This window comes from Streptomyces sp. NBC_01471, from assembly GCF_041438865.1.
Lineage (GTDB): Bacteria > Actinomycetota > Actinomycetes > Streptomycetales > Streptomycetaceae > Streptomyces.
In genome coordinates, this window is sequence record NZ_CP109451.1 from 217,991 (window position 1) to 237,696 (window position 19,706).

A 19,706-nucleotide genomic window follows, 5' to 3' on the forward strand; every position below is an offset into this window, starting at 1 on the left:
TCCGGCAACCGCGCGTCAGGGACCCGCGGGCCGTGCGGTGCACCGGCGGCGTGGTCTGCGCGGGGGAAGTGTCGCGGTCGTGGCGGGGGGGGGTTCGACTGAGCCTGTTGTCCGCGGTCAGATCCGCAGCAGTTCGAGCAGGCGGCCACGGTCGAGTTCCTGAACGATGGTGAGAGTGGGCCTGTCCTGCTGTGTGTCGCGCCAATCGACGGCGGTGGCACCGTGGCTGTGGCTTTCCGGCCGGTACTCCGCGTAGACGCGGTGCTGCACCGCTCGAGTCACGACCGTGGGATCGACCGCGACCGCCATGGCCAGGGGATCGGCACGCACATAGTCGACACGCTCGGCGTACGCCGGGTCGGTGACGAAGCGGTTCGCCACGATGTTCCGGAGAGTCGTGGCCGCCCTGCTCCCGCCCTCGAAGAAGGACGCGAACTCGTCGGGTGTGAAGGAGTGGGCCAGCGTCGTCTCCCAGGAGAGCAGGGTGAGACGGGGGAAGCCGGCGAAGACCAGATCTGCCGCGGCCGGGTCGGCACCGATGTTGAACTCGGCGCTGATCGTAAGGTTGCCGCGGCCGTGGATGGCGCCGCCCATCACCACCACCCTGTCGAGCAGTTGGGGAAGTCTCGGTTCGAGCCGCAGGGCGAGGGCAACGTTGGTGAGGGGGCCGAGCGCCACAAGGGTGGTCTCGCCCGGATGGCGGCGGGCCGTCTCGACCAGGGCGAGTGCCGCCGGTGCGGCATGCTCCTGGACGTGTTCGACGGGCCACCGGCTGAACTCGCCGAGTCCGTCCGCTCCATGGATGTCCGGAGCCTCGGAGCGCGGGCCTGCGAGAGGGCCTGCGGCACCTCGGTACAGGGGGGTACGGGTCGCGTCGCCACCGTAGGCACCGAGCAGCCATCTCGCGTTGGCCGTCACGGTCTCGATCCCGACGTTGCCTGCGACCGTGCACACGGCGGCCACCGGAATGTGCGGGCGCTTCCCCGAGCGAGTCAGGGCCATGGCCATGGCGTGGGCGTCATCGAGCCCAGGGTCAGTGTCTATTACCAGCACGCTCAAGGTGGGCTCCATGTCTGAGACGGAACAGCCGACGGCTCCGCGCTGCGGCCTGCGGCGGACATCCCCGTGGGGGCTTGCGCGCGCCCTGCGGCGCGGTTCGGTGGGTTCAGAAACGCTCCTCCGAACCTCCTGTCGGGGCGTAGGAGGGCGACGCGCAGGCAGGTAGCGCCGAGCGCAGTAACCGTCCCTGGAGTGTCCGGTACCGCAGCATGGGAAGTTCCGGTTCCCGCTCGATGTGCTCCGCGTGGAAATGCCCACCGAGCCTCTTGAGCGATTCGAGGAGGACATCGACCACCGCGCGGGCGAGCGGGGCACCGGGGCAGTAGTGTTCTCCCGCTCCGAAGCTGAAGGAGCGGGAGGCGCCCCGGTCCCGGATCTGCAGTGGGTCGGCGTAGTGCTTCGGATCCAGGTTCGCCGTGGCGAGGCACAGGTTGATCCTGTCGCCGCGGTCGAGGTGGTACGGGCCGACGTGGACCGGGACGCGCGCGTATCGGTTCGCGAACCGGAAGGGAGTGGCCAGCCGGAGCACCTCTTCTCTGAGCTGGGGTACCGGGGTACGCGTCAGCATGTCGCCGGTGACACGTTCCCCCACGACGCACAGGGCCGTGGCGGTCGGATCGTGAGCGCCGGTGACAACCTGTGTGAGCAGGGCGGTGGCAACCTCGGGTCCGAAGGCGGGGTCGTCCCACAGCTCCCCGACGCCCGCCACGAACGGTGTCCGCGGGGCCGTCCGCGCTGCGCGCAACCAGTCGCGCATCCCATCGACCGCCGTGATCGCGCGTTCGATCCGCGCCATGTCCAGGCGTGGCGTGGCCAGTTCGTCCATCACGGCGCGGCCCAGCCGAATGAGCACGTCCGCGTCGGAGTGTCCTGTCAGAGCGGCGACGACCTCCCGGGCCAGCGGATTCGCCAACTCGGTCAGCCAGTCGACGGACCCCTCGCCCATGGCGGCGAGCCGGTCGTCGGCCACCGTGGCGCACGCGGTCAGCAGCGCCGGCGTCACGGCGGCGCGCAACAACCGCAGGGCCACCCGGCGAACCTGTGTGTGGTAGTCGGAGTCGGAGAACACGGGCCAGTGGGCGAAGAACTCCTTGAGCCTTCTCCGCTGGCTCCTGTCCACCTCCGGCAGCGAGTCGATCCGCTGGTCGGAAGAGCTCTGGGACCAGAACTCCCGGCTCGTCAGCACGTGCCGGACGTCGTCGGCCCGGAGCGCGTAGATGCCACCGTTCTCGGCCGACTCCTGGAACGGGCAGGCGGCCACCGCTTCAGCCAGGGCCGTAGCGGGATCCTGCGTACTGAAATCCCCGAATACGTCAAGCATCGGTCGCACCAGCTCGGCAGGAGCAGGAGCAGGAGCAGGCACAGGCACAGGCACAGGCACAGGAGAGGCGGAAGGTGTTCCGCTCGCCCCGCCGGCACGGGACCTGGTTCGGTTCGAGACATGGAACATCATCGCCGTGCGGTCCCACGCGGGTTCTTCGTCGGCCATCTCGGTGATGCGACGCAGGACGTCTTCCTCGTCCAGGATCGCTCCGACCGCCTCCGCCACCGTCACGTGCTTGGCCGGCCGCCATACGACTTCTACGGGATCCCCTGCGGCGATCCGCCCCTCTTCGAGCACACGGAGGTAAACCCCGGGCCTGCGAGCACTGTTGAAGCGTTTGGCCCAGCCTTTCTCCTTCATCCAGCCTCCGAAAGTGCCGCAGGCCATACGCGGCGCCATGACCTGAAGGAGGACTTCGCCCACCCGCCACTTCTCGGCGAGTACAGAACCACTCGCGTCGAAGTGCGTGAGGTCGAGGTTTTCCCCGAATATCCCGTTCCGCAAAGGCCTCTGCAGGCGGCTCGACCACCAGTCGAGATCTTCCCGCGCATAGGCGTAAACAGCCTGGAGTGCCCCGCCGTGAAAGTCTGCGGCCTGTTCGTCCCGGTGGAAGCCGAGTTTACCGACTTGGACGCTTCCCTCGATGGGAACTTTCTTGATGGCCGACTTATGGCGCGAAGCGAACTCCGCAGGAACGATCGGACCCGTGTTAACCGAAATCACGTAACCCATAAGAAAAACGCTAGGCGCTGCTCGATGTCTCCGGCAATAGCTCCCCGAGCAATGTGTCAGGTGCCAGAGGAGTCGGATTCCGAAATGCGGTGCGCCCTACCGAGTTCCGTTCGGGACTATTCCCACCGACTTGCTGAAGGGGCCCCGGACGCTCGCCCACGGCGACGCCGCCGTCGACCCTCCCCCCTGCGCAGGGTTACGGCCGGGGATCGGCCCACCACCCTGCGGCTGCTGACCGAGCGGCACAACAACCTGGTCAACGAGCGGAGCCAACTCGCACCAGCGGCTTGAACAAAAGAGGCGCTGATTCGCCGGATTGATTGCAGGCCGATGTGACGACGAGTGGCGGGGCCCGACCGGGCCCCGCCTCCCCTGACGAACCACGGGCCATGCGTGGCCTGCGCCGACAGACCCCACTCCGCCCGCTCGATGGCGACCGCCCGATGCCTCCGGGGCTACTGCCTCGCCCCGGCTCGCGCCATCACGAAGAACGCGGGGACGTTCACATGCCGCCCCTCCGCCGTGACCGTGCCTTGGTAGTCGATGGGCGCTGTGGAGACGATGTCGAAGCCGGCCGCAGCGAGTTCGCTCTGCAGAGCGCCGTCCTCCCGGGCGACGGGCAGCGGCGCCCGGTCGAAGACGAATCCGAACCTCTCCGCGGGAGCGCCCTCCCCCTTGAGCTGTCCCAGGATGAAGTCCCTGCTGGCCGGGGCCAGTTCATACAGGAAGATCCCGCCTGTGGCGCCGGCCAGGTGTGCCAGAGACGTCACCGCGAGCTTCAGTTCGTCCGGGGTGAACGCGTGGAGAACCGTACGGACGTAGAGACCGGCGTCACCGATCCTGTCGTGCAGGGCGGCGGCCTGTTCGGGTACGAGCAGATCCAGCTGTTCGTACTCGACGCCGGGAGCGCCGTGGTGTTTGCGCGCGCGCTCGACGGCGCTCGGGGCCACGTCCACGCCCACCACCCGGCCGAAGTGTGTGGCGAGGGCTGCGGTCTGCGCGCCGTCTCCACAGCCGACATCTATGACGGGCTTGGACGGATCGAGCACGCTGCCGAACAAGTGCACATGAGCATGGGCGACATACGTGGGGTCCACGTCCCACGGAGATGCGCCGGAAGTGGTGGGAAGGTCGGTCCAAAAGCGATCCCACATAGCCTCGAAGCGGCTCATATGCCCTTCCTCTCACTGGATGATGCTGTTCCTGCCTTGATCCCTCGCGATTCAGGTGCACGCGGTGAGGAACGCGAATGCGTGGGTGGCCGGAATTACCTTGCAATCATTCACCCGAGCGGTCCGGGCGGTAAAGTGGAGGATAGGAAGTGTGTCAGGTCGTCCGGTCGAGTAAACAATTTAATTGAGATATCTCGCACGTTCCCGGGCCGGCCAGGTCGATTGTCGCTGCCTCAGGGCCGCGCCGGGCCGCCTGTCACCCCACCAGCTCTCGAATCACCGGTACCAGCTTCCGGAATGCGGCGGCCCGGTGGTTGAAAAGATGCTGGCGCTCCGGGGGCAGTTGCGCGTTGGTCAGAGTCTCGCCCTCGGGCTGGAAGGCCGGGTCGTAGCCGAATCCGCCCGTGCCTTCCGCGACCGTACGCAGCACACCGGGAAGCTCTCCGCGGGTCACGTGCTCCGTACCGTCGGGAAGCGCGAGCGCGGCGGCACAGATGTAGCGGGCGGCGCGGTGAGGATGGTCAATGTCACTCAACTGCGCAAGGAGCAGGCGCAGGTTGGCCTCGTCGTCGCCGTGCCGGCCGGCCCAGCGGGCGGAGAAGATACCGGGCGCACCGTTGAGGACATCGACACACAGACCCGAGTCGTCAGCGATGGCGGGGAGCCCGGTGGCCCGGGCGAGGGTGTGGGCCTTCAACAGTGCGTTCTCGGCGAACGTGACTCCGGTTTCCTTCACGTCCGGGATGTCGGGGTAGGCGTCGGCGCTGACCAGGTCGTAGGGGAGGGCCGCTTCGGCCAGGATCGTCTTGAGCTCTACGAGCTTTCCCGGGTTCCGGGTGGCCAGGATCAAAGTGGTCGTGTTCATATCTCACGTATCCAGTTCCGTAGGCAGAGTTGAGACATCGGTGGTGGCCGGGACGGCTCGGTTCGACCGTGATCCCTGCCAGGGCCGTACGCGGCCGGTCACAGCCGAAGGCAGGACCGGGCCGCACGGTGCGCCTTCCCGCCCCGCCGTGGAGCGGTGCCCGATCCCCGCACCAGCTCCGACGCGATGTACGCCGCGGACGCCAGAGTCACGTGGCGGTGCCACCCGGCGAGTGACCTCCCGCCGAAGTCGCGCAGTCCGACGGTCTCGGCGGCCCGCGAGGCATCCCGGTCGACCCGGTCGGCCAGACCCGCGTACTCCACGAGCCGCTGCAGCGGCGTCTCGGCCATGTCGGTCAGCCACAGCCGCTCGGGAGGCCGCTTCGGGTCGCACCATTCACCGATGAGGAGGTACCGCGCCCCTCCGCCCGGCTCGTTCGCCAGCCGGACAGGTACGGCGACCGCCAGGGAAAATGCCGTCGGCCGTGTGTCCCGGGGCGCGATTCGCCGCACAGGGCGACGGGCACTCCTCGCGGCTTCGAGGATGACGTGCGCGGGAAAGGAGCCATGCCCGTAGCCGGGCATGCCTCTGTCGGTCACGGCGAGGCGGGTGGAGAGTCCCGCCCGTACAAGAACGGGGGTGGCGTCTTCCCTGAACCGCGCCATGGTGGTGGGTGTCGCGGTTCCGGGCACGTTCAACACCACCGGCCGGCCTCTGGTCCAGGTGTCGCGGGGCGTGGTGAGGGCGGCGGTCACGGCACAGCTTTCCGGTGTGTCCCCGCCCTCGCTGCCGAGCTGGGCGGGCGGCTGCCCGTCGCGGTCCCCTGCCGCCCGCGACGGTGAACCGCTTTCGAGGAACCCCCTGCCCGACAGGAAGAGCAACCAGTCGACCGGTGCGCTCAGCGCTGGGGACGCCGACCACACACCGTATGCCAGCTGTCCGTGGAAGGTCCGCCGCAGGAACGGGTCGAACATCTCGTCCACGCCCACGAACTGTTCTCCGGCCCTGGGAATCGGCATCGGGTGCACGACGAGCGCATGGCCCGGTGCGACCCTCTCCGCATAGGCGGCCAGCGCCGCCCTGGTGGGGCGCCAGTCCCAGGTCGAGTTGACGATGAAGTGGTGAAGGCTCTGAGCCGCCGCCGGATCTCCTGTCGACGTGGCGACATTCCGGATCGACTTGCGGCCCTTCGTCGCCAGGAGACCGCGGAGGTACTGCCTGGCCTTGAGCTGTTGGTCCTTGCGCCGGAGGGACGAGAAGAGCTCGGCGCAGAAGTCTTCCAGGACGTCGGGAAGGCCGCCCCCGGAGCCGTGACCGGCGTCCGGGTGCACAGCGGTCCCCGCCGCCGCATGGCCGACCCTCCGCGTAGGGTTCGTCATGCCCCGACCATGTGAGTCCCGCCGTCCACGTGGACGATCTCGCCGGTCGTCTTGGGGAACCAGTCCGACAGCAGAGCCACCACGGCGCGGGCCGCGGGCTCGGGGTCCTCCAGATCCCAGCCGAGCGGGGCACGGACGGTACTGGCCTCGGCCAGTGCCTGGAATCCGGGGATGGACTTGGCGGCCGTGGATCTGATCGGCCCCGCGGCGACCAGATTGCAGCGGATGCCCCGGCCACCCAGTTCGCGGGCCAGGTAGCGGGACGTCGCCTCAAGGGCCGCCTTGCTGACACCCATCCAGTCGTAATAGGGCCAGGCCTGCTGAGCGTCGGAGTCCATGCCCACGACCGCCGCACCGCGCGGTTCGAGGAGCTTGATCACGGCGACGGTCAACGCCTTGAGTGAGTACGCCGATACCTCCATCGATGTGGCGACTGAACTCCAGTCCGTATGCAGGAAGTTCCCTCCCAGGGCGTCCTGCGGGGCGAACGCGATGGAGTGCACGACGCCGTCGAGCGCCGTGTCGGGTCCGAGATGCTCGGCGACCCGGTCGGCCAGAGAATCCAGGTGCTCCTGGTTCTGCACGTCCAGGTCCACGATGGGGGCGGGGCCGGGAAGCCGCTTGGCTATCAACTCCACGAGGCTGCGCCGGCCATAGGCGGTCAGCACGACGTTGGCGCCCTCGCGTTGGGCGAGCCGCGCCACGTGGAAGGCGATGGACTTCTCGGTGAGCACACCCGTGACCAGGATGTTCTTTCCGCTGAGTATTCCGCCCATGCCGTCACACGTCCCTTGCAGACGCACCATCGGCGGCCGAGGCGGCCAACGGTGCTGTGTTGTCGGTTGAGTTCGGTCCAGCGGTCGGCGCGAGACCTGCGAGCAGTTCCCCGACGATGCGCGGGCCGTTCCGGGTGAGGACGGACTCCGCGTGGAACTGCACCGAGGCGAAGCGCGGGGCCCGCAGGGCGTGCACCTCGCCCGTGTCCCTGTCCCTGCTGACCTCGACGCATGACGCGTGGGGCGCCTCGATGACGTCGCGCGTGCTGTGCGCGGCGAACGTGTTGTAGAAGCCGACGTGCTCCTTGCGGCCGAAGAGGTCGATCTCGCGCTGCAGTCCCTGGTGAGGTACGTCCTTGCGGACGAGGTCGAGGCCGAGCAGGCGGCTGAGCACCTGATGACTCAGGCACACGGCGAGGAACGGCCTTCCCGCGTGCAGGAGTTCACGCATCGTCGCCTCCAGGTGGGCGACCTTCGGATCCGCCGACGCACACGGGTCGCCGGGGCCGGGTCCCATCACGACGAGGTCGTGGCCGTCGACGGAGTACGGCTCGTCGAAGCGGCGGACCGTCACCTCAAGACCCAGGCTCCGGAGCTGCGCCCTGATCATGGATGTGAAGGTGTCCTCGGCATCGATCACGAGGACGCGCAACCCGGTGAGCCCGTGCTCGGGTACGCCGGACTCCCGTCTGTCGGCCAGCCAGAACTCCGCCAGTGGGTCGTTGCGCCTGCGCAACGCCGCACGTACTTCGGGGTGGTCCCCGAACGCGGTGGGCGAGCGTTCCCGCAGCGCGAGGATGAGACCGGCCGCCTTGGCCCGGGTCTCGGCCACTTCGGCGGCCGGCTGGGAATGGCGTACCAGCGTCGCTCCGACGCCGATGGCGAGCCGCCCCCTCCGGTCGATGTCGGCGGTACGGATCATGATGGCGGAGTCCATCGTCCGTCCGCCGTGCTCGTCCCGGCCGATGAGCGCGGCGACACCGCTGTAGTAGCCACGACCGCCCGGCTCGTACTTGGCGATGACGCGGCAGGCGCTCTCCAGCGGGCTGCCGGTGACGGTGGGCGCGAACAGGGTTTCGCGCAGGATCTCCTGCGGCTCGCGCGGCGTCCGGCCCTCGATGTAGTACTCGGTGTGGGCGAGCCGGGACATTTCCCGCAGGTACGGGCCGTCGACCGCGACACCGTGGGAGCAGACCCGGCTCATCATCTTGAGTTCCTCGTCGACCACCATGTACAGCTCGTCCGTCTCCTTGCGATCGGCAAGGAAGTCCAGGACGCCCGGCAGGGAGGGGCCGCTCTCCGGATAGCGGTAGGTGCCGCTGATCGGATTCATCACCGCGGTCCCGCCGCGCAGGCTCACGTGCCGCTCGGGCGAGGCGCCGACGAAGGTCCGCTCGCCCGTATGGATCAGGAAGGTCCAGTACGCGGCCGACTCACGCTCCAGCAGTCGCCTGAACAACGTCAGTGCGCTGTGGGCGCCGTAGTCCGTGATCTCGGCGACGAAGGACCGTTTGATGACGAAGTTCGCGCCGAGACCGGTACCGATCTCGTCCGCGACCACACGTGCCACGATGTCCTCGTAGGCGTCGTCGGGAACGTCGAAATGCCCCTCGGACAGTTGGATGCCACCGTCCGGCACCCGCCGCAGGACGTCGGCGAGCGGCACCCTGGATTGTTCACGCACCGTCAGCGCGAGAAGCGGCGCGCCGTCGTCGGCACAGTGGTAGCCACGCTCGGTGATCTGCCGGAAGGGCACGACGGCCAGCACCTCATGGTGCCGGCCGGGCCTGTGTGCGGCGCGCGAGAGGGGCAGCGCGTCGAGGGAGACGCACTCGGACACCTCGCCGAGGAGCACGTCGACCACGCCCGCTTCACTCGCCGCGGGGCGGTGCAGCAGGGCGTAGGCCGCGGGTTCTGACGACAGGACGCGGTGGAGGAGGTCGGCCTGCTGCTGCGCCCCGGTCATTCGAGCACCTCTTTCGTCGTCGTGACGACGGCACAGGTACGGGACGCGTATTCGAGGGTCCTTCGGTGATCGTCCTCGCTGAAGTCGGCGACGGCGTCGGCCACGAGGAACGCTTCGATGTCGTGGGTGTACGCCTCCATCGCGCTCATCAACACGCCGACATGGGCGTATACACCGCACACCACGAGCTGGTCGCGCCCGCTCCGGCGCATCTGCTGGAGGAGGTCGGTCTTGAAGAAGGCGCTGTACCGCCACTTGGTGAACACCCAGTCGTCCTCCGCGGGTGTCAGGGGGTCGGCTATCTCCCGGTCGGTGCGGCTGGCCCGCATACCGTGGCCCCAGAAGTCGGCCAGGAGCCCGCGTTGTTCTGGCGTCATGCTGCCGGGTTGCGCCGTGTACGCGACAGGCATGCCGACGCTTCGGCAGTGGTCGCGCAGGGCGTGTGTATTGCGGACGAGTTCGGTGCGCAGTCCGTCGGGCAGCGGCCGCAGAAAGAATCTCTGCATGTCGTGGATGAGCAGTACGGCCCGCGCGGGATCGACGGTCCAGCGGGGTGTGCGGGCCGGCAGTTCCCCGCTGGTCGGCATCGAGTAGGGCTCGATGGGCGGGATGCTGGGCATGGCCATCCTCTCGGGTGGGTGGGGGAAGCGACGCGGGCGCCGATCGAGGTCGTCGCCGGTCTCGGCGGGCCCTGGCATTCGGAAGGCAAGGGTCAGGACCTAAGCACCGAGGGTCGCTCCGCCGTCGACGGTCAGGTCGTGGAGCGTGATGTGCGAGGCCTCGTCGGACAGCAGGAAGAGCACGGCGTCGGAGATGTTCTCGGGTTGTGCGATGCGGCCCAGCGGGATCCCGAGCCGGTACGCCTCCGGGCGGCCGCGGACCGTGGCCTCCCGGCCGGATTCGTCGTGCCACATCGAGCTGAGCATCGGTGTCTCCGTCGACCCGGGGGCGACCACGTTGCAGCGGATGCCGTGCGGTGCGAGTTCGATGCCCAGGGACTTGGTGAGCTGGGAGGCGGCGGCCTTCGATGCGGCGTAGGCGGCCATCTCCGCGCGTGGGGTGCGCGCGGCGTTGGAGGCCACGGTCACGATCGCCCCCGAGCCCCGGGGGGCCATCCGCTCCGCCACCGCCCGGCACATGTGGAAGACGCCGGTGACGTTGACCTGCATGGTGCGGGCCCACTCGTCGTCGCCGAAGCCGACGACGGGCCCCAGGTGCAGCACCCCCGCCGCGTTGACCAGGAAGTCGACGGGGCCCAGGCGCCGTTCGACCTCACCGACGAGAGTGTGTACGGCCGCGCTGTCCGTGACATCGGCGGGGAAAGCCGTCACCGCAGGCGTGTCGGCGATGCTCTCGGCCGCGTACTGCTCCAGTCGGCCCGCGTCGAGGTCGACCGCCGCGACCTTGACACCGCGCTTGGCGAGGGCCGTGGCTACCACGCTGCCGATCCCGCCGGCCGCTCCCGTAACGATGGCTGTCTTGTTCTGCATGGCCTTCCCTTCCGAGTCCTGTCGTCTCACGTGTCCTGTACGCCGGCAGTCACCTCTCAGGGCCGCCAGGCCCCCACGACCGCCATCGCTTGGGCGGGGTTCAACCGCGGATCGCACAGGCTGGTGTACGCGCCGTCCGACTCGACGTGGTCCCCGGCCGACGCCTTCGGCAGGCACTCCAGGACATCGTCGGGGGTGGTCTCCAGGTGCAGTCCGCCGACGACACCGCCGGCCGCGCGCACGACGTCCTGGAACACTTCGATCTCCTGGATGATCGTTTCGATGTACCGCCTTTTGCGTCCGTCCTCAGCGGAGACGGTGTTGCCGTGCATCGGGTCGGTGAGCCAGATCACCGGATGTCCCGCTCCACGGACCGCGTCGACGAGCGCCGGGAGCACCTCGGCGGCCCGGGCCGCGCTGGTCCGGGCGATCAGGGTGAGCCTCCCCGCCTGCCGCAGCGGATCGAGCCGGGCGCATATCGCGAGCAGTTCGTCGGCGTTCGTTCCCGGGCCGACCTTGCACGCCACGGGGTTGATCACCTCGGCGAGCAACGCGACGTGGGCGCCGTCGATGTGCCGGGTGCGGTCCCCGATCCAGGGGAAATGGGTCGAGGAGAGCAGCAGCCGGCCGTCCTCCGTCCGGCGCAGCATGGGCAGTTCGTAGTCCAGGAGCAGGGCCTCGTGGCTGGTCCACACGGCGGGCTCGCCCATGGTCGCCCGCCCGGGCCCATCCCAGCCGAGGTGGCCCATGATGTCGGCAGCGGCCATGTATCCCGTGATCAGTCGCAGCGGGTCGGGGCGGCGGCTCTCCGGCTGGGGTTCCGGTCCGTTGACCATGTGCCCCCGGAACACCGGCAGTTCACGGCCGTCTACCGTCTCGTTGGGGTTCGAGCGCGGCTTCGCGAACTGGCCGGCGATTCGGCCCACCCGCACCACGGGTCTGCCCGTGATCAGCTTCAACGAGCCGGCCAGCAGGTCGAGTACGGCGCTCTTTCGGGCGACGAGGCCGGCCGTGCATTCCTCCGGGTTCTCCGCGCAGTCGCCCGCCTGGATCACCTGGGCCTCTCCTGCGGCCACCCGGGCGAGCAGGGAGCGCAGGGCCAGGACGTCCGTGGACCGTACGAGAGCGGGGCGCTCGGCGATCTCCCGGCGTACGCGCTCCACTTGGGCCGGATCCTCCCAGGGCGGTTGCTGCCCCGCCGCCTTGCAGCGGAGGTCTAGCAATGTGTTGTCCACTGATGTCTCTCCCATGCGGGCCTGATGAGTGCGGCGAACAGACGGGTTCTCACGGGACGAGTCCGCCGTCCACGCCGAAAACCTGGCCGGTGATGTAGGACGCGCGGTCGGAGACGAGGAAGCCGACGAGGTGGGCGACGTCGTCAGGAACGCCGAATCGTGCGAGCGGTATCCGCGTCTTCAGCCGGTCGCGGGCCTCGTCGTTCAGGGCAGCCGTCATGTCCGTGGTGATGAAGCCCGGGGCGACGACATTGGCGCGTACGCCATAGGGCCCGCATTCCTTCGCCAGGGCCCGGGTGAATCCGATGATTCCGGCCTTCGACGCGGAGTAGTTGGTCTGGGTGGCGTTGCCGTGCAGGCCGGCAATGGAGGAGAGCGTGACGATGGTGCCCTCCTTCCGGCGCATCATGCGGTAGATGACGGCACGACAGATGGCATAGGTGCCGTCCAGGTTGGTGGACAGGACGTCGTGCCACTCCTCGTCGTCCATGAGGGCGAGGGGACGGTCGCGTGTGATGCCCGCGGCGCTGACGACGGTGCGCACAGGGCCCAGCTCCTGTTCCGTCTCGGCCACGAACTCCCGCGCACGGGCCGGTTCGGAGAGGTCTGCGGCCCGGGCATGCACCCGGGCTCCCGCAGCGGTGGCGAGGTCCGTCACCTCCTTCGCTGCGGCTTCGTTGGAGCGATAGCAGAACGCCACGTCGTGGCCGTCGCGGGCGAGCCGTTCCACAACGGCCCGGCCGATGCCCCGGGAGCCGCCGGTGACCAGCGCCACCGGACGGCCGCCGGCCGACGGGCCGGCTTGCGCGCTCATGCCTCCGCGAGCTTCCGGCGGACCAGCTCTCGGACGCTCAGAAGGGTGCTGATGCTCTTGAACTCTTCGTCCGTGACATCGACGCCGTAACGGTCCTCCAGCCGCGTGGCGATCTCCAGGGTGGTCAGGGAGTCCACACCGAGATCCTGTGTGAAGCTGGCGTCGTCGGTGACGTCTTCGGGCGCCAGCTCGAAGGTTGCCGCCATGAGGCTGCGGAGTTCTTCCAGGTCGACGGAGTCCGCCGTGTTGTGGGACACGTTCTGTTCCTTTCGCTCGGATGAGGAGAGACGGGGCGCGCCCGGTGGCGGCAGGAGAGTCAGTGCGAGGGAGAGTTCCGCGGTGCGGGCGGTGGCGAGCACCGGACCGTCGCCGCCGGCGTCGAAATGGGCGACCGCGGCCGCGCACTGCAGGACGCCGAGCGCGCCGCCGCACTCCCCCAGCGTGTCCTGCAGAGCGACGTGCCGACCCAACGTGACGCGTTGCGCGGGATCGGTCTCGCGGTCCCCCGTCAGCCACAGGCCGATGTCCTCGGGCCGGGATCCGACGGCGACGCACAGCACCTCGTGATGGTCCCGGCCGCGGCCGTGGACGCCCAGAACGGCGCGGGCGCGATCTGCACGCTCCGCGTCGTGCGCCGCGGACTCCAGTAGGACGGTGGCCGCGCCGTCGACAGCTCGGGCGCCCAAGAGCTTCTGCACGACATCGTTGTGCGGCTCGACGCCCGTGACGACGACGGTGTCGGCGCGGTCCGCGGCGATCAGGTTACGGCCCCAGTAGACGGCGTCGAGGCCGCTCGTCGCCCCGTTGCACAGGGTTACGGCAGGGCCGCGCAGGCCGAAGTTGCTGGCGATCCAGCCCGCGATCGCGCTGGTGGAGGTATGCGGCAGACCCATCGCACTGATGGCACGCGAGGTCTGTCTCGCGGCGGTGTCCACGTATCCGCAGACACTGTCGTAGTTTCCGGTGTTGGAACTGACGACAACCGCGGTACGTGTGCCGTCGAGAGCGGGGCCGTCGGCGCCGTACAGTCCGGCGTCCCGCAGGGCCGACTCGACGGACCGCAGGGCGAGCCGGGTCGCGCGGTCCTTGTGCCTCAGGTCCCTGCCCCGCAGGCCGGTCTCCGGGTCGAATCCTCCGTCGCCGCCTGTCGCGTGCAGCAGGTCGCCGGGGCCCGCGAGTCCCGGCACCGCGAGGCCGGCTCCGGTCACCACCACGGTGGCCTGCGCCGTCTGTTCGCTGTTCACGCCTTCTCCACCACCGTAACGGCGTTGATCCCGCCGAATCCGAACGCGTTGACCTGGGCCAGATCGATCCGTGCGGGGGCGTACGCACCCCGCACCAGGCGGAGCCCCGCGGCCTCGTCGATCGGATCGGTCAGTCCGATCACCGGCGGCACCGCCCCGTGCCGCATGCTCAGTACGGCGACCAGCAGGCTGAGCAGCCCCGAGCCGCCGAGTGTGTGCCCCACTCCGGACTTGATCGCCGTCATGACGGGCCCGGGGGTGTCCGCGAAGACCTTGGACATCACGGACGCCTCGGTCTCGTCGTTGCGGGCGGTGCCCGTGCCGTGCAGCATGACCAGCCCGATGTCGGCGGGCGTCACGCCGGCCCGCCGGTGGGCCTCGCGCACTGTGGCCGTGATGCCGTCGGCGTCGGGGGCGGTCGGGTGGTTCGCGTCGCAGTTGAGCCCGACGGACCGCAGCCGCGCCAGCGCTCTGCCGGTGCCGGCGCGTCTGAGCACCACGGCCACGGCGCCCTCGCCCATGACCATGCCCCGGTGGCCCTGGTCGAAGGGCCGGGCCGCCTCGGGCACCAGGTTCTGGACGCGGTCCATGGCCGCGAAGGTGGACTCGGCGATGGAGTCCGTGCCCGCCACGACGACGGTGTCGGCCTGTGACAGCGCGATCATGTCGGCGGCCAGGCCCAGCGCGTACAGGGAAGCAGCACAGGCATTGGCGAAGGTATAGGTCGTCGTGGCGTCGAAGCGGTCGCGCAGGGCGGTCCCGAAGTGCAACCGGTCCGTGGACAGCGGGGGCCCGCCCCGCCACCACAGCTCCACGCTGCGCTGTTCGCGCAGCGTCGTCCCGACGAGTACGGGCACGTCGGCGAGGTTCTCACTGAGCCCGGCGTCTGCCAGTGCCTGTTCGACGGCGGTCAGGAGCCAGCCTGTGGCCCGTAGTGGCCGGTCCCCGTCCGGGCCCCTGTCGTCGATCTCGTAGGCGTGGCCCGCGCGGTAGTTCGCCTTGTCGAAGACGCGTACCGGGCCTCGGCCATCACGCCCCTCGCACAACGCGTCGTACGTCGTACGGGCGTCCACGCCGACGCTGCTTACCGTGCCGAGTCCGGCGATGTCCCAGGTCATGTCCGTGCCACCCGTCCGCGCAGGAGGTGCGCCGCCACTTTGCCGCTGCCGGTGGCGGGCAGTTCCGTGAACAGCTCCACCCTGGAGGGCCGCTTGTGGGCAGGCAGGTCGCGCCGTGCGGCGGAGATCACCTGGCGGCGCACACGTACGGGGTCGCTCCCCTCGGCCGGCTGCACGCAGGCCACCGCCTCCTCCAGCCCCTCGGGGTCACGGCCGGCGACGACCGCGCACGCCGCGACTCCGTGAACCGAGCGCACCACGACCTCGATCTCGGCCGGAATCACTTTGTAGCCACCGATGTTGAGGACGTCGTCGGCACGGCACAGGTAGTCGAAGGAGCCGTCTTTCTCCCGCCGCACCAGGTCGCCGCTGTAGGCGCCACCGTCGGCAAAGGCGATGCGGTCGGCGTCACCTCCGCCGACGTAGCCGAGAGCCACGGTCGGCCCGGCGATGTGGAGCCTGCCGTCCTGTCCGTCGGGCAGCGGGCGGCCGGCGTCGTCGCGCACCGTGACGCGGACCCCGGGGACCGGGAGGCCGAGGGACCCCGCAGTCGCCCGGTCCTGGGGCGTGACGATGGCCACGTGCATGAGCTCGGTGGCACCGAAGCAGTTCACCAACGCTGCTCCGAAGACCGATCTGATGCGGTCGGCCAGCGTCGGCGGGCAGTTCTCCCCCGCCGTCGTGCACAGGCGCACCGTGTCGGGCACGGCGTCGACGAGATCCGGGAGCCGCAGCAGAGCCGTGTACAGCCTGGGCACGGAGCAGAAGACGGTGGGACGGTGACTGTCCAGCGCGTCGGCCACTCCGTAGAGGTCCACGGCGCCGCGGATCAGGCCCGCGCTCGCGCCACTCGCCAGTACACACAGAACCGCGTTGCCGAAGCCGTAGCCGAACGACAGCCGAGCCGTGGTCAGCAGCATGTCGTCGGGGCGCAGGCCCAGTTCTCCGCCGAAACCCTCGACCATGGCCATGAGACCGGCGGCCGAGTGGCGCACCCCCTTGGGCGCCCCTGTGCTGCCCGAGGTGTACTGCACGAGTGCCTCGCTGGCCGCCGCCCAGCGGAAAGAGGCATCAGGGCCTTCGGACCGCGCGGTGCCCGCCGTAGGCGGTTCGGTCAGTTCGCGACGGACGTCCTCTCCGTCGAGGCGGGCGCGAGCGCTCAGCGCGCCATGGAGAGCCGCCCGCTTGGCGGCGTCGCCGTCCACGTGCACCATGCGCGCGCCACAGTCCTCCACGGCGAACTCGATGTCACGATCGTCGAGGAGCGGGCTCACCACGACGGGTACGGATCCGTTCCACCAGTGGCCGAGGACGGCGACCACAGAGGCGACGGAGTCCTCGGCGACCACCACGCCCCGCTCACCGGCCCGCACGCCGAGGCCACGCAGCGCGCCCGCGTAAGCGCGGGTGGCCTCGTACAGGCCGGCGTACGAGACCCGACCGACATCGGGATCGGCGTAGGCGGTCGATCCTCCGTCGCCCGTCGTGATGCGGTGCCGCACCAGCCGGTCGACCAGGTCGTGCGCACCCGGCGCGGGCCCGTCGCCCTGCTGGGAACCGAGCGCGGCGAGCACGTCCGTCACGGATCCGACAGCGGCCGCGGCCCGCGGCGTGAAAGCCGTGTCGAAGCCTTCCTGAATGCGCGTGATGACCTCCACCTTCTCCAGCGAGGTCATACCGAGTTGGTCCACCCATCGGTCGGTCTCACCGACCTCGTGCGGTTCCATTTCCATCACCGTTGCTACGATCTCGCGCAGCAAATCACTTGCGGTGGCTTTTTGCGCGGTCACTAGTGGATTCCCTTTCCGTCGGTGCAGCGACGCTATCCCGGCCCCCTGGAGCCCCGGTACCGCGCGAACGAGTAGGGGGCCTCGGCAAAACCCCTACTCGTTCGAGTAGTTCCGGCGGCAAGCGCTTCAGGTCTACCGTCGTCACAGACGTGACATGCCCGATCGGGGCTCCGTATCGCACCAGACCAAGGCCAGGTGGACATGCCGCTCACAACGGACACCATGCTCGATCAGGAAGCGCGCAGGCGCATTCATGAGGACGCATCCATAGGCGGTGGAAACGCGTGGCAGAAGGCCCTCGAATACAGCCCGCATCCCGACATCACATGCCTATTGGCAGACCGCCCCGTCAACAATTGTGACGGCGTCCCGCAATCGGAATTCAGTCTGCGCCAGCTGAGCGAACTATCGGATTCCTGGGCGTCTTTCTACTGGGACCGGGGAGTCCGCCGCAGGGACCGTGTCGTTGTCTACATCGACGACTCCTTCGACGACCAGCTCCAGCTGGCCGCGCTGGCGCGGCTCGGCGCCATCCCGCTGCTCATCAACGGCCGGATGGATCCCGAGGTCGCCCTGAGCCTCATGATCCGCACGGATCCGATCGGCCTGTACACGGACGCCGCCCATCTCGCCGTGCTCGCGGGCCGGCACGAGAAGCTGCCAGGGCTGCTGTGGACGATCACCGCGGACGACGCGCGGGGGCTGGGGCGCAGGGAGCTACCCGCGCAGGCTCAGCACCGGCATGGGGACGACGACCCCGTCTTCCTGTGCCACTCGTCCGGTACGACGGGCGTCCCGAAGGCGGTCATCTGGGCGCACAAACAGAGCCTGTTCGGGCCGGGCTGGCGGCTGTCCGTTCCCGAGGACCCTGCGATTTTCATGTCGGCGGCACCGCAGTCGCACTCGTCCGCGATCGCGTACACCTCCTACTCGCTGCTGTGCGGCCTGCCGCTGATCTCGTTCTCCGACCAGTCGGGCCAGGGCGTGGCACGGGGCGCCCGCGAGCACCGTCCGACGCGCATCCTGGCCTTCAACCAGACCTACTCGGAACTGGCCGCCATGGACATGGATCCCGATGACTTCGCGTCGGTGCGTGAGTGGCAGAACACCGGCGACTCGGCGCACGACGCCCACATCCGCAAGCTGATCCAGTACGGCCACCACGTCGCGGACGGCGAACGCCTGCCCGGTTCCGTCTTCAGTGACGGTCTCGGCTCCTCGGAGCTGGGCTGGGCGACCCTGCGCCGCTACGTGGACCAGGACACCCCGCCCCGGCCGCGCTTCATGGGCAATCCCGTGCCGGCCGGCGAGGTGGCCGTACTCCGGCACGACGGCACCCCGGCCGCCGACGGTGAGGTCGGTCTGTTCGGCCTGCGCAGCCGCTCCGTCGTGCCCGGCTACTGGAACGACGCCGACACCTACTACCGCAGCAGGCTCGCCGGCTACTGGCTCTCGGGCGACCTCGCCTACCGTGAGGGAGAGGACTTCTTCCACGTGGACCGCGCGTCGGACGCGATCCACACCTCCGAGGGCCCCGGCTACTCGGTTCTGATGGAGGAACTCATTCTGCTGCACCTGCCGCAGGTCACAGACTGCGCGGTCGTCGCGGGACGCCGGGACGACCTCGTCCTCCCGGTCGCCGTGGTCAAGGCGGCGCAGGACGCCGAACCCGCGGAGCTGCTCGCGCGCGCCAACACCGCGCTGCGTGAAGCGGGCCAGCCGCCTCTGGTCCTGCTCGAAGTGGCCGACGCAGAGGCGGACTTCCCCACCGGTCCCACCGGAAAGGTGTTGAAGCGCACGCTGCGTGAGAAGTACGCGGACCTCCAGGCCTACGCGGAGTTCACCACCGGGCACTTCGCCACCAGTGGGAAGGGCGGCACGGTCCGATGACGCAGTCCTCCGGGGCCGAAGCCGATGCCACCGACCTGTCGGCGTGGATCACCAGGCCCGGCGCGCCCGAGACGCTCGCCGCGCGTATGGGCATCACACTCGTCGAGGCGTCCCCGCAGCGCCTCGTCGGCACCATGCCGGTGATCGGCAACAAGCAGCTCTACGGCATGTTGCACGGCGGCGCGTCCGTCGTGCTGGCCGAGACGCTCGGGTCGATCGGTGCGGCGATGCACGCGGGCGGCGGGCACATAGCACTTGGTGTCGACATCAACGCCACCCACCACAGGCCGGTGCGCAGCGGCATCGTGACCGGTGTGGCCCAGGCCCTGAGCCTGGGCCGCACCACCGCCTCGTACAACGTGGTGATCACCGATGACGCCGGACGGCTCCTGTGCACCTCGCGGATCACCGTCGCCCCGAACACGGCGGAGGTGATACGGCGAGCGAGAGGCTGACTGTGTTCGCGGTGGGCCTGGCCGCCCGGCTGCGGTACCACGGCTGCCGCGGAACAGGGTCGCTGTCCGGTCGCCGTGTCCTGCCGGACCGACGGCCGACGGATCTTCGCGATCGGTGACCGCGCGGCGGTGAGCGGCCGTTGCTACGGTCTCGTCACCCCCGGGTACCGCATGGCGGCCGCTGTGGCCAAGCGACTACTCGGCCAATCAGCCAGGTTCGATTACAGCGGGCCGGTGACGCGATTGAATTGCCGGGCGCCGACGTGACTACCTTGGGTGATGCCAAGGCCACAGCTCCAGGAACGCTGCACATCGGCTGCACGAAACGACTGGTGTGCCGCTGCATTTACGCCAAGATTGTTCTTGACAAGGCGGCACCGAGACTCCTCGGCGGTAC

At 69.3% G+C, this 19,706-nt stretch carries 16 protein-coding genes and 1 pseudogene; 2 read left to right on the forward strand and 15 right to left on the reverse strand.

Annotation, left to right across the window (positions count from 1 at the left end):
- Nucleotides 1–117 precede the first annotated feature (117 nt).
- The 15 genes and pseudogenes from OG285_RS36815 to OG285_RS36885 form a co-directional block, all read right to left on the reverse strand.
- Entirely contained in the window at nucleotides 118–1,053 is a 936-nt protein-coding gene (locus OG285_RS36815) for a nucleoside hydrolase (protein ID WP_331760542.1), read from the reverse strand.
- A gap of 112 nt (nucleotides 1,054–1,165) precedes the next feature.
- On the reverse strand, nucleotides 1,166–2,380 hold the full coding sequence (locus OG285_RS36820; protein WP_371793750.1) for a cytochrome P450: 1,215 nt from the start codon (nucleotides 2,378–2,380) through the stop codon (nucleotides 1,166–1,168).
- Nucleotides 2,381–2,650: 270 nt separating this feature from the next.
- Nucleotides 2,651–3,115, reverse strand: a pseudogene (locus OG285_RS36825) (MOSC domain-containing protein); the annotation flags it as partial.
- Nucleotides 3,116–3,570: 455 nt separating this feature from the next.
- Nucleotides 3,571–4,287, reverse strand: a complete 717-nt coding sequence (locus tag OG285_RS36830; protein WP_331760222.1) for a class I SAM-dependent methyltransferase — start codon at nucleotides 4,285–4,287, stop codon at nucleotides 3,571–3,573.
- Between the two features lie 256 nt (nucleotides 4,288–4,543).
- The gene (gene rdgB / locus OG285_RS36835; protein WP_331760224.1) at nucleotides 4,544–5,152 is read right to left on the reverse strand and encodes an RdgB/HAM1 family non-canonical purine NTP pyrophosphatase; all 609 of its coding nucleotides are present in this window, start codon (nucleotides 5,150–5,152) and stop codon (nucleotides 4,544–4,546) included.
- Nucleotides 5,153–5,250: 98 nt separating this feature from the next.
- The gene (locus OG285_RS36840; RefSeq protein WP_331760225.1) at nucleotides 5,251–6,531 is read right to left on the reverse strand and encodes a transposase; all 1,281 of its coding nucleotides are present in this window, start codon (nucleotides 6,529–6,531) and stop codon (nucleotides 5,251–5,253) included.
- Entirely contained in the window at nucleotides 6,528–7,307 is a 780-nt protein-coding gene (fabI, locus tag OG285_RS36845) for an enoyl-ACP reductase FabI (protein ID WP_331760226.1), read from the reverse strand. Before fabI ends, OG285_RS36840 begins: the two co-directional genes overlap by 4 nt.
- A gap of 4 nt (nucleotides 7,308–7,311) precedes the next feature.
- On the reverse strand, nucleotides 7,312–9,273 hold the full coding sequence (locus OG285_RS36850; RefSeq protein ID WP_331760228.1) for an anthranilate synthase family protein: 1,962 nt from the start codon (nucleotides 9,271–9,273) through the stop codon (nucleotides 7,312–7,314).
- On the reverse strand, nucleotides 9,270–9,893 hold the full coding sequence (locus OG285_RS36855) for an isochorismatase family protein (protein ID WP_331760229.1): 624 nt from the start codon (nucleotides 9,891–9,893) through the stop codon (nucleotides 9,270–9,272). The genes OG285_RS36850 and OG285_RS36855 overlap by 4 nt, the downstream gene beginning before the upstream one ends.
- A gap of 99 nt (nucleotides 9,894–9,992) precedes the next feature.
- Nucleotides 9,993–10,763 carry a 2,3-dihydro-2,3-dihydroxybenzoate dehydrogenase gene (locus OG285_RS36860; RefSeq protein WP_331760230.1) on the reverse strand — a complete coding sequence of 257 codons (771 nt, stop codon included), beginning with the start codon at nucleotides 10,761–10,763 and terminating at the stop codon, nucleotides 9,993–9,995.
- Between the two features lie 56 nt (nucleotides 10,764–10,819).
- Nucleotides 10,820–11,998 (reverse strand): 3-deoxy-7-phosphoheptulonate synthase, encoded by a 1,179-nt coding sequence (locus tag OG285_RS36865; RefSeq protein WP_331760545.1) that lies wholly within the window; start codon nucleotides 11,996–11,998, stop codon nucleotides 10,820–10,822.
- Between the two features lie 49 nt (nucleotides 11,999–12,047).
- Nucleotides 12,048–12,812 (reverse strand): 3-oxoacyl-[acyl-carrier-protein] reductase, encoded by a 765-nt coding sequence (fabG, locus tag OG285_RS36870; RefSeq protein WP_331760232.1) that lies wholly within the window; start codon nucleotides 12,810–12,812, stop codon nucleotides 12,048–12,050.
- Entirely contained in the window at nucleotides 12,809–14,056 is a 1,248-nt protein-coding gene (locus tag OG285_RS36875; protein ID WP_331760233.1) for a beta-ketoacyl synthase N-terminal-like domain-containing protein, read from the reverse strand. The genes fabG and OG285_RS36875 overlap by 4 nt, the downstream gene beginning before the upstream one ends.
- Nucleotides 14,053–15,174: a beta-ketoacyl synthase N-terminal-like domain-containing protein gene (locus tag OG285_RS36880; protein ID WP_331760234.1), complete on the reverse strand. Its 1,122-nt coding sequence runs from the start codon at nucleotides 15,172–15,174 to the stop codon at nucleotides 14,053–14,055. Before OG285_RS36880 ends, OG285_RS36875 begins: the two co-directional genes overlap by 4 nt.
- Complete coding sequence (locus OG285_RS36885) at nucleotides 15,171–16,964, reverse strand: AMP-binding protein (protein WP_331760235.1); 1,794 nt, start codon at nucleotides 16,962–16,964, stop codon at nucleotides 15,171–15,173. Before OG285_RS36885 ends, OG285_RS36880 begins: the two co-directional genes overlap by 4 nt.
- Before the next feature lie 201 nt (nucleotides 16,965–17,165).
- On the opposite strand from OG285_RS36885, the gene OG285_RS36890 reads away from it, so the two are divergent.
- Both OG285_RS36890 and OG285_RS36895 read left to right on the forward strand, forming a co-directional pair.
- Nucleotides 17,166–18,854, forward strand: a complete 1,689-nt coding sequence (locus OG285_RS36890; RefSeq protein ID WP_331760237.1) for a long-chain fatty acid--CoA ligase — start codon at nucleotides 17,166–17,168, stop codon at nucleotides 18,852–18,854.
- A complete protein-coding gene (locus OG285_RS36895) occupies nucleotides 18,851–19,309 on the forward strand; it encodes a hotdog fold thioesterase (protein WP_371793718.1) in 459 nt (152 codons plus the stop codon). The genes OG285_RS36890 and OG285_RS36895 overlap by 4 nt, the downstream gene beginning before the upstream one ends.
- The last annotated feature ends 397 nt before the right edge of the window (nucleotides 19,310–19,706 follow it).

Coding starts and splice junctions, on each gene's coding strand:
- fabG (WP_331760232.1), bottom strand. CDS start 12,812: ATGAGCGCGCAAGCCGGCCCGTCGGCCGGCGGCCGTCCGGTGGCGCTG.
- OG285_RS36880 (WP_331760234.1), bottom strand. CDS start 15,174: ATGACCTGGGACATCGCCGGACTCGGCACGGTAAGCAGCGTCGGCGTG.
- OG285_RS36820 (WP_371793750.1), bottom strand. CDS start 2,380: ATGCTTGACGTATTCGGGGATTTCAGTACGCAGGATCCCGCTACGGCC.
- OG285_RS36850 (WP_331760228.1), bottom strand. CDS start 9,273: ATGACCGGGGCGCAGCAGCAGGCCGACCTCCTCCACCGCGTCCTGTCG.
- fabI (WP_331760226.1), bottom strand. CDS start 7,307: ATGGGCGGAATACTCAGCGGAAAGAACATCCTGGTCACGGGTGTGCTC.
- OG285_RS36830 (WP_331760222.1), bottom strand. CDS start 4,287: ATGAGCCGCTTCGAGGCTATGTGGGATCGCTTTTGGACCGACCTTCCC.
- OG285_RS36840 (WP_331760225.1), bottom strand. CDS start 6,531: ATGACGAACCCTACGCGGAGGGTCGGCCATGCGGCGGCGGGGACCGCT.
- OG285_RS36855 (WP_331760229.1), bottom strand. CDS start 9,893: ATGCCCAGCATCCCGCCCATCGAGCCCTACTCGATGCCGACCAGCGGG.
- rdgB (WP_331760224.1), bottom strand. CDS start 5,152: ATGAACACGACCACTTTGATCCTGGCCACCCGGAACCCGGGAAAGCTC.
- OG285_RS36890 (WP_331760237.1), top strand. CDS start 17,166: ATGCCGCTCACAACGGACACCATGCTCGATCAGGAAGCGCGCAGGCGC.
- OG285_RS36895 (WP_371793718.1), top strand. CDS start 18,851: ATGACGCAGTCCTCCGGGGCCGAAGCCGATGCCACCGACCTGTCGGCG.
- OG285_RS36860 (WP_331760230.1), bottom strand. CDS start 10,763: ATGCAGAACAAGACAGCCATCGTTACGGGAGCGGCCGGCGGGATCGGC.